At 69.2% G+C, this 9237-nt stretch carries 6 protein-coding genes, 2 pseudogenes and 1 riboswitch; of the genes and pseudogenes, 4 read left to right on the top strand and 4 right to left on the bottom strand.

Annotation, left to right across the window (positions count from 1 at the left end; translation table 11 throughout):
- The 4 genes and pseudogenes from ACY45C_RS02505 to metK form a co-directional block, all read right to left on the bottom strand.
- A pseudogene (locus ACY45C_RS02505) lies at positions 1-599 on the bottom strand (toll/interleukin-1 receptor domain-containing protein); the annotation flags it as partial.
- Positions 600-1005: 406 nt separating this feature from the next.
- Positions 1006-1390 (bottom strand): annotated as a pseudogene (locus ACY45C_RS02500) (ISAzo13-like element transposase-related protein); the annotation flags it as partial.
- Between the two features lie 22 nt (positions 1391-1412).
- Positions 1413-1874, bottom strand: coding sequence for a DUF309 domain-containing protein (locus ACY45C_RS02495; protein WP_462186047.1), 462 nt, complete (start codon positions 1872-1874; stop codon positions 1413-1415).
- Between the two features lie 212 nt (positions 1875-2086).
- A complete protein-coding gene (metK, locus tag ACY45C_RS02490; protein WP_462186046.1) occupies positions 2087-3292 on the bottom strand; it encodes a methionine adenosyltransferase in 1206 nt (401 codons plus the stop codon).
- Positions 3293-4352: 1060 nt separating this feature from the next.
- Between metK and ACY45C_RS02485 the strand changes: the two genes are divergently transcribed.
- The 4 genes from ACY45C_RS02485 to ACY45C_RS02470 all read left to right on the top strand — a co-directional run.
- Positions 4353-5822, top strand: coding sequence for an amidohydrolase family protein (locus tag ACY45C_RS02485; RefSeq protein WP_462186045.1), 1470 nt, complete (start codon positions 4353-4355; stop codon positions 5820-5822).
- 218 nt (positions 5823-6040) lie between these two features.
- Positions 6041-6397 (top strand): four-helix bundle copper-binding protein, encoded by a 357-nt coding sequence (locus ACY45C_RS02480; RefSeq protein ID WP_011437376.1) that lies wholly within the window; start codon positions 6041-6043, stop codon positions 6395-6397.
- An 801-nt stretch (positions 6398-7198) separates the two neighbouring features.
- Positions 7199-7663 carry an alpha/beta fold hydrolase gene (locus tag ACY45C_RS02475; protein WP_462186044.1) on the top strand — a complete coding sequence of 155 codons (465 nt, stop codon included), beginning with the start codon at positions 7199-7201 and terminating at the stop codon, positions 7661-7663.
- A 567-nt stretch (positions 7664-8230) separates the two neighbouring features.
- Positions 8231-8384, top strand: a riboswitch (cyclic di-AMP (ydaO/yuaA leader).
- Between the two features lie 481 nt (positions 8385-8865).
- A partial coding sequence (locus ACY45C_RS02470) for a transglycosylase SLT domain-containing protein (RefSeq protein ID WP_462186043.1) occupies positions 8866-9237 on the top strand: 372 nt, incomplete at its 3' end.

The following is a 9237-nucleotide window of genomic DNA, read 5'->3' as shown; positions in this document are numbered from 1 at the left end:
CTCCATAGCCGCGGCGAGCGTCGGAAGCATGACCCACTTCCGCGTGAGCGCGGTGAGGATGGCGCCGACCGCCCGGCGCTGTTCCGGCACCTTCGGCGGGAATGCGGGCTGTGAGGTGATCGGGCGTTGCGCGGCCGGTGGCGCGATCCCGGTGCGCTGGGCCTGGGGGAAGTACGGAGGCTCCTTGGGCGTGAGATTGCCCTTTTCCCATGCCGAGCGGACATTGCGCAGCAGCTGCTCCCGGGCGGCGTTCTCGTTGTCGAGGCCTATGAGGTCGAAGTGGACCACCTGCCGGAGTATCCCGGTAGGGGTGCATTCCGCTATCCGCACCGGGATGAGCTTACGGCGGTTACCCTCGGGATCGTATTCGAACGCCGCCTGCCATTCTGCCCGGCAGTACGGGGAATTCAGATACTCGGGCGAGAGCACCGCGATCGTGTGCCGGCAGTTCTCCACCCCCTGACCCAGTTGCGGCCGGGGCCGATATGCCAGGCCTGAAGAAACACGCGATAACCGACCTCCTGTAGCTGCCAGGCGATCCATTCGGCCCAGTCCCGGTCGCGCTGGCAGTAGCTGATGAAGAAGTCGCCCTGGTCCACTCGATTCCCACCTGTGAAATCCTCCGCACTGCTCTCTCCAGCTGAAGGATAATCGTACCGCCGTTCCGGGATGAATGCCACCGTTCTGCCCCGCTGCGGCGGGGCAGAACGGGCAGGTGGTGCGCCGCGGGGTGGTGCGGTGGGGTCAACCGACGGGGCGGGGCTTGCCGTCGGCCGGGGCGGCCACGCCCCCAGGGTCTCGGCAAGTTTGCTTGGTAGCGGCTCGTAGTCCGCTCCTGGGGTGGTGGGAGTGTGTGGTCGGTTTGTTCGTGGGATGCGGCCCTGAACGCAATGTTATGTAGCCTAAGTTGATCATGTGGTGCAGGGTTGAGCGTGTGGAGCGGGTGTGTCAAGAAAACGACTCTGTCGCACATCTGGTGGTCGTTGACATGACCTGCTATACTACGTGCCCGGACCGGGTCAGCTCCCCCCTGCCAGCATGCGGGTCGATTTCACCGTCCATCGCAGCGGCGACTCCGGGTCCCCCGCTGGTCGGGCTCGACCAGCGCGAGCAGCGCGTCCACCAGGCGCGGGTCCTTCTCCCGCAGCGGTCTGCGGCCCGCGCCCGCCGTGCGGACCCGCCCGGACGGAGGCTGGCCACTGTCCAACGCCGCCGCCCCGCGCGAGACGGTGCCCTCCGAGACCCCCGCTGCCCGGGTCACCAGACGAATCCCGCCATGCCCCAACGCCCTGGCATCCGCCCCCAGCACCAGTCGCCGCCGACGCTCGTCCAGATGCGGCAGCAACACCGCGAACTTCTCCGCTAGGACCTCGTCGGTCCCCTCCCTCACAGAGCATGGTCAAAAGCCGAAGTTATTTTCCGGTGGCTCCCTGGTCCGGGGCGATGATGCACGGTAATTCGGGATGGGCCTGGCCGATGTCGGCGATCCGCAGGTCCACCCAGGCGAGCAGACCAGGAACGGCTACGCCGTGCGGAGGCCGGTCCGCGTAGGGGGCGAGGTTCGCCGCGCCGCGCCGCAGCACGGCCACGCCGCCCTTGACGTTGCCGCGGGCCAGATGGGTGACGCCGACGGCGAGCTGTGCCAGCCCGCGCCACAGCCCGCGCTCGCCGGGGTCGGTCTCCGGACTCTTCCAGACGGCCTCGAGTACCTCGTGTGCCTGGAAGGGAAGTCCCGCGTCGAGGAGTCGCTGGGCCTCGGCGAGTGCCGCGGCCGGCGGTAGCGGGGCCGAGGAGGCGAGCGGCGGCACGCCGGTCTCGCCGTGGGGAAGGGGGCGGCCCAGCGCGTCCCGGGGCCGTTCCCCGGGCCGGGACACCCCGGACCCTGGTTCAGTCGCGGGGTGTGCCCGGGGGACGGGGCGTGTTCCGTGCAGCGGCCGTGTTCCGGACGGTGCGCGTCGCCCGGAGCGGTCCGAAGTGGTCATGCGGTCCACTCTGACCGTCCCTAGCGGGTGGTGCCTCCCGTAGCCGCGCGGACCGGAGTCGTCGTCAGGCAAGACCTGGGGCGCGGTGTCAGCGTCCGCTGGTGTCAGCGGCTGATTGCGGCGCGCAGCGCGTCGGCGCGGTCCGTGCGCTCCCAGGTGAAGTCGGGCAGCGTCCGACCGAAGTGGCCGTAGGAGGCAGTCTGCCCGTAGATCGGCCGTAGCAGGTCGAGGTCCCGGATGATGGCGGCCGGGCGCAAGTCGAAGACCTCCGAGACGGCCCGCGCGATCTCCGGCACCGGCACGGTCTCGGTGCCGAAGGTCTCGACGAACAGGCCTACCGGCTCGGCCTTGCCGATGGCGTAGGCAACCTGCAGCTCCGCCCGCCGGGCGAGGCCGGCCGCGACGACGTTCTTGGCGACCCAGCGCAGCGCGTAGGCGGCCGAACGGTCGACCTTGGACGGGTCCTTGCCGGAGAAAGCACCGCCGCCATGACGGGCGTAACCGCCGTAGGTGTCAATGATGATCTTGCGGCCGGTCAGGCCCGCGTCGCCGATCGGGCCGCCGATCTCGAACCGGCCGGTCGGGTTCACGAGCAGCCGGTAGCCGTCTACCTCCAAACCCAGGTTCTCCTCGGCCAGCCGCTTGAGCTCGGGGGCGATGACCTGGTCGCGGATGTCCGGAACCAGACGGGTGGCCAGGTCGACGTCGGCGGCGTGATGCGCGGACACGACCACCGTGTCCAACCGGATCGGGCGGTCCCCGTCGTATTCGATGGTCACCTGGGTCTTGCCGTCCGGCCGCAGGTAGGGCAGCAGGCCGGCGTGACGCACCTTCGACAGCCGCTGGGCGAGGCGGTGGGCCAGTGTGATCGGCAGCGGGAGCAGGTCGGGGGTCTCGTCGGTGGCGTAGCCGAACATGATCCCCTGGTCGCCGGCGCCCTGCTGGGCCAGCGTGTCCTCGCCGCCCTCGACCCGTGCCTCATAGGCCTTGTCGACGCCCTGGGCGATGTCCGGGGACTGGGCACCGATCGAGACCAGCACGCCGACGGTCGCGCCGTCGAAGCCGGTGGCGGCGTCGTAACCGATGTCGGTGAGGGTGCGCCGCACGACGGCGGTCACGTCGACGTGCGCGGAGCTGGTGACCTCGCCGGCCACGTGCACGTGCCCGGTGGTCAGCAGTGTCTCCACCGCGACCCGGGAGGTGGGGTCGCCGGCCAGGAACGCGTCGAGCAGGGCGTCACTGATCTGGTCGGCGAGTTTGTCCGGATGGCCTTCGGTGACCGACTCGGAGGTGAAAAGGCGACGGGACATGGAAGGATTCCTCATTTCATGGAACAAGATATGGAACAAGGTGATGTTGCGGGAGGAGGTGCCGGTCGCACGGGGACATACGTGCGCGGGTGGAGCTGCGCGGGTGGATCCGCGCCGGTACATCCTTGCCGGCACTGGCTGGCCGGCACGGTCATTTCACCAGGATCGGTGCTTGGGGTCCGGGTGCCGCGTCGGGCTCGTCGACGCCGTTGGATGTCGACGCCGTCGGATGTCGAACCGGCATGCGGGCATGCCCTCCGGGTCGGCGGGCGCCGAGGTGAGGAGAGGGGGGTGCTGGTCGCGCCGGCCTCCGGTCGCGCCGGCTCAATGGCCGGCCAGGCCGAGGGAGCGGACCGGAGCGGTGGATCTCGGGAACGCGCTGAGGGTGCGCCGGGACGAGCGCGTCCGCCGCGCGGCTCAGCGCGCGGTACAGATGGCGGAACTCGCCAGGGAGAAGTCGACGTGGCCACGCGTAACGAGAACGGCCGGACCGAACGCCGGATGATCTCACCACGGCGGTCAACCTGCCGTCAACGCCGCAGGCCGATCGTGTGCCATTGCCTGGGCGCGTGGACGAGCCGGTGATCACCACGATCGCCTACGAGCACGTGGATCGCGTCCGTTCCTACGAGTTGCTCGCCCGTGAGCGGACCTGACCGGCTCGTCCTTCGACCCTTTGCGTCATCCGGGACCGGTGATTACGGTGGAGTGTGACGGATGACACTGAGCGCGGTTATCCGGGAGCGAGTGAATCCGGGAGCGAGTGGGAGACAAGGAGACGTCGTGTCGGACGACCGGTGCGGGATCACGGCGACGCCGTGGCCTCAGCCGGGTGGCCGCGCGGTCGAACTCACTCATCGCCGTCATATCGACACCTGCCGCGTCAACACGGCGGCCTGTCCCCGTTGACCTCCGGATGACCTCCGGAACATCCGGACCTTCCGCACCCCGGCCTCGACCTTCGATCTGACATCCGCCTCCGCGCGTTTGTCGGTCGATGCTCGATCCGGCCGGAACGAGGCGCTGGAGGTCGTCGTCAACGGCAGGAACGGCGCTGGCCATGACCGATCCCCTGGCATCATCGGAACAATCCCTGACTCCGGAGCAGCCTTCGGCGCACGGGCGATCCACCGCGACGGAACGGTCCGAGTCCGGCCGCTCCGAGTCCGAGCGGTCGACGGTGCCCGGACGATCCGAGGCGGCCGAGGCCTTCGTCCTGCGGGGGGTGCACGTCCTCGACAAGACCGGGCGCTTCGGTGAGCCGACCGACGTCGCCGTCGGCGGCGGGATCATCCATGCGGTCGGCACGCGACTCGGCCTCGACCGGGACGCCGTCGACGTTGACGCCCACGACCTGTGGCTGATGCCAGGGGTCGTCGACTGCCACGCTCACGTCACGCAGTCCACCTATGATCCGTTCGAGCTGGCGACGGCGTCGCTGTCCACGCGGGTCCTGCAGACCGCCGCCGCGTTGCGGGCGTCGTTGGCGGCCGGTGTCACACACCTGCGGGACGCCGGCGGCGCCGACGCCGGCATCCGGGACGCGGTCAGCGCGGGCACCGTGCCCGGACCGCGGCTCGCCGTGTCCGTCGTCGGGCTGAGCCGGTCCGGGCGGCACGGTGACGGGGCGATCATCGGTCCCGGGCTGGAGTCGGCCGAAGATGTTCTCATGCCGGACTATCCCGGCCGGCCCCCGCATACCGTTACCGAGGCGGGCAGCCTGCCGGCGTCGGTGCGGGGCGTTCTGCGTGCGGGTGCGGACTGGATCATGATCTACGCGAGCGGTGGGGTGATGTCCGCCCGGCCGGGGCAGCCCGAGCCGCAGTTCAGCCCGGTGGAGCTTGCGGCCGCCGTCGCGGAGGCCCGGCGGTACGGACGCCCGGTGATGATGCATGCCTTGGGCGAGCGGTCGATCGAGGCCGCGGTCGCCGCCGGAGCGCGGTCCATCGAGCACGGCATCGGACTCACCGAGCCCGTGGCGGCCGCCGTGGCGGCCGCCGGGGTGACGCTCGTCCCCACCCTGTCGCCCTACCAGGACCTGGCGGCGCTGGCGGCCACCGGAGTGCTGCCGGGCTGGGCGGTGGACCGGGCCGAGGCCACCGAGGCCGCGCTGGCCGGCACGATCGCGGTCGCCCGTGCGGCGGGGGTGCCGATCGCGCTCGGCAGCGACGCCCGGCACCGCACCCGGCACGGCACGAACCTGGCCGAGATCAGCCGGCTGCGCCGCGCCGGGCTCACCCCGCCCGAGGCGCTGCTCGCCGCGACCGCGACCGGAGCCCGGCTCTTCGGACTGGGGGAGGGAGCCGGCCGTATCGCCGTCGGCTCCGCCTTCGACGCGATCCTGCTCGACGCGGACCCCGGGGACCTGTCGGTCTTCGAGCGGCCGGGCGCCGTGAGCGGGGTGTTCCTTGGCGGTCGTGCGGTGCTGCCCCACCCGCGACTGCCCGGGAACCTGGTCCGCCCCACCATGGTGATGGAAGAGGTGCCGAGAATCGCTCCCGAGCGGCCCGCGGCGTCGCCGTCCAGCTGACTCTCCCGTTTTCTAGAATGTTCACGAAATATCAAAAGAAATACCCTTAGTATGGCTTCGCGGGCTTTCGTCGGATCCGCTCTGGGACGGCGATTGACCGAGATGCGGATCGGCCCCCGAAAGCTATTGTCGTAGGGGCCCCGCTGCCGGCTGCCGTCAGGTGGCCCGGGCCATTTGCTGGTACGGGGTGCCGCGTCTCCAATGCCTGGAGGGTTCTCATGCAGCACGCTGAAATGATCAATAAGAACATGCGGAAGGCCATCGAGGAGTGTATGTCCTGCTCGGCCCTGTGCGAGGAGACGATCTCCTACTGCATGGACATGCCGGGCGCCATGATGGAGTCGGCGAACATGCGGCTGATGATGGACTGCGCAGCCGTCACCAGGACCTGCGCCGACATGATGTGCCGGATGTCGCCGATGCACGGGGAAATGTGCGCGATGTGCGCGCGGATCTGCGTGATGTGCGCTGAGATGTGCGAGAGGATGCCGCAGGATCAGCAGCTCGCCAAGCTCGCCGGCGCATGCCGATCCTGCGCGGAGAGCTGCAACACGATGGTGGGCGCCGCCGCCTGAGCGGCGTCCGGCCCGACGGCGCCGGGGCGTAGCCGGCGATCACCCGACTCCGCCCCGACGTCCGGGGCCGTGCAGCTGTGCGGCGGCACGTGCCACGTGCCACGTGGCCTCGGTCACGACTGGTGGCTACGGTTACGTATCCTCGGGCGGACATGGGGTGAAACACCTGAGTAACAATATTGACCATGTTGACAGGTAGCCGTCGGATAGGCAGAATATGGTCATGTCCTCCTGGGTGGATCGGATGACCCCCCTGGTCATCCGTGGCCACATCGATTTCCTGCGAGTGGCCTCGTCCGGTTGTCCGGCCCGGCCACTTCACGTGCTTTACTAGCCTCCTCGGCTTTCCCTCGCTCGGTGTTCTCTCTGGCGTTCTCCTTATTCATGGCCGCTCGATAGGTCTGTCTCCAGATCGTCATTGCCTGCGTGGACGCCAGCTGCCTCGGTATCGATGTCCGGTCAGTACCGGGTACATCTCTGGACGGTTTCCGATCGGAGCATGCTGTGTCGTCCCTGGTTTCGTCAGCATACGTTTATCCGCGCCCCCATGGGGACGTAATGAAGTAACAAATACGTGATCGAGAGCATCATCGCAGGTCACAGGCCTGTGGAGGGTTCGAAACGCGCAAGTTATTTCATTTCGACTCCCATGGATATGTGGGGGGGTCGGGAACCCGTTACTGGCCCAGCGGTGATCCAACCCACTCGAGAAGAGCCAGTGTCGTCCTTCTCCCCGGTCGGGGAGAATCCGCCGAATATTTCGAGGGCCTGGCTTTCCGGCTCGCGCTCGACGGATATCAGGTGACGTTTCTCGACCACGGGAGAGACACCGTCCTCGCCCTTGGTGAGGCGCGTGCCCCCGAGGGTCCGTTCATCCTGCTGGGTTCGGACAGCGGGGCCCTGCGGGCGTTGGTCGGCGCCGGTTCGCCAGCCGTCCGGCCGGATGCCCTCGTGTTGCTCGACCTGCCGCTGGTGTACCGAAAGATCGCGGGCGAGGGTCCGGGACAGCCGATCCCACGGTCGCTGCCCGACCTGCCGGTCCTACTGCTCCACGCCGAGCGAGACGAGGTCAGCCCGCTTGCGCTGGTGCGCATGATGACGCGGACCGCGCGCCGGGCCCGGCTGGCGTCGCTACCCGGGGGGCGTGGCGTGCTCGCCGGCCCCGGTCGGCGTGCGGTCGGCGCGCACATCCTGCTGTTCCTCGAGAACCTCCGTGCCCCGCGGCTGGCCCCACGGCAACGGCAGCGGGACCGGCCGCTCGACTGATCTCGCCCGGTGCCGGGCGCGCCCGCGTGCCGCTCCGATCGGGGTGTGCCTCCGCGGGAGTCCCAATCGCTCAGCAGGCGTTTCCTTGGCGGGTGCCGGCGCGAATCACGCGGGTCCATCGTCCGTCCCGTACCGCGTCGTCTGTTTTCCAACGGCGCCGGCTTCGAGTCTGCGGCTCGAAGCCGGCGCCGTTCGCGTTTGCGTACCCGCCCACACGCCACCCGACCCCCGGTCCAAGTTTCCCGCCCGCCGGGGGTTGCCGGGGTGCGCGGGGGCGCAGGGATTGCCGGGCGGCCGGGCGGTCCCGGTGACTACCGGTCCCCGTGGCGACAGACCGGTCATATCGCCAAGATCCGGTCGTGACGGGTGATCTGTGTCGCTACCGGTAGCTGCTATTGATGTCCGAGAGTTGCGGTACCGCAGCGTTATGCACGTATCGTGACCAACATGCGCCCAGATTCGGCGCAACTCGTACTTGTCACTACGGTCTGTAGTTCGCTACGGTTGCGAGGTATCAACAGCTCCGGGCCGACGCCGAGTTCTGCCCACGGTCCGGAGCTCCCTCCGAGAGACCTTGGGCAGAAGCGGGGGAACCACGTTCCTCCGGGTGGCTCGTTGCGGGCCGCCCTTGGGGTTAAGCCGTTACGCGCACGCCGCGGAAACGGCCGGGCTTCCCGGCCCGAACCCGACAGCTAACCTCGCAGGCGTACGGGAAGGACTCGACGTTGCCTGTGTTTCAGGAACGCTCGGCTCCGGTCTTCTGGACCGTGACGCCGTTCGGCGCGACCCGCGGTGCGTCCCCGCCATATTGGGCGCCGTTCTCGCCCTGACGTCTTCGCGAGAACGTGCCATCCGGTCGGTGCCCGTACCGGCCGATCGCGCTGACGCGCGATACCACCAGCTCGGCTGAAAGCCACCTGACCTCGTCATCCGTGGTCGGCTGACCCCTGCCGTCCACCGGGCCCGCCAGGCCCGGAACGGAATGACCGCGGCCGCCTGCCGGGCTGCTCAGCCCATCGACCCCGGAATCCTCAGGGTGCGTCGATCGGTCGTCCCCGGACGGACCCTCGGCGCACCGGGGGACCGGCACTGGGTGCTGCTCTTCTCCAGCGCGGTCGTCTCCGCTCGCCCTCCTTTGAGCGGCATCCCTCCCCTCGATCACCAGTCTGTGCTCGACGACACCGAAATGAGATGTCAAAGAAATGGCCAAGGGAAAGCATCGGAAAAATTCCACCCGGACCCGGGGCGCCGTTGTCGCCGCCGTCGGTGTGATCGGCGCCGGCGCCGGCATGCTCGCCACCGCGAGCCCGGCCAGGGCCGCCACCACGGTCCCCGATGTGACGATCGCCAGCGCGGCCGCGAACGCGGGACTGCCCGGCTGCCGCGGCGTCCCGCTGGCCACCTGGGTCGCGGTGGCTCTTGCGGAGTCCGGCGGCAACCCCTACGCCCACGCCACCTCCGGCGAGGACTCGCGCGGCCTGTGGCAGATCAACATGCGGGCCCACGCCGGCTGGGTGGGTAACCGCAACCTCTACGACCCAACCGTCAACGTCTGGGCGGCGAAGAAGGTCTGT

This window comes from Frankia sp. CcWB2, assembly GCF_977927585.1.
The sequence above is the reverse complement of the archived record's forward strand: the minus strand, read 5'-3'. Positions and strand labels throughout refer to the sequence as shown.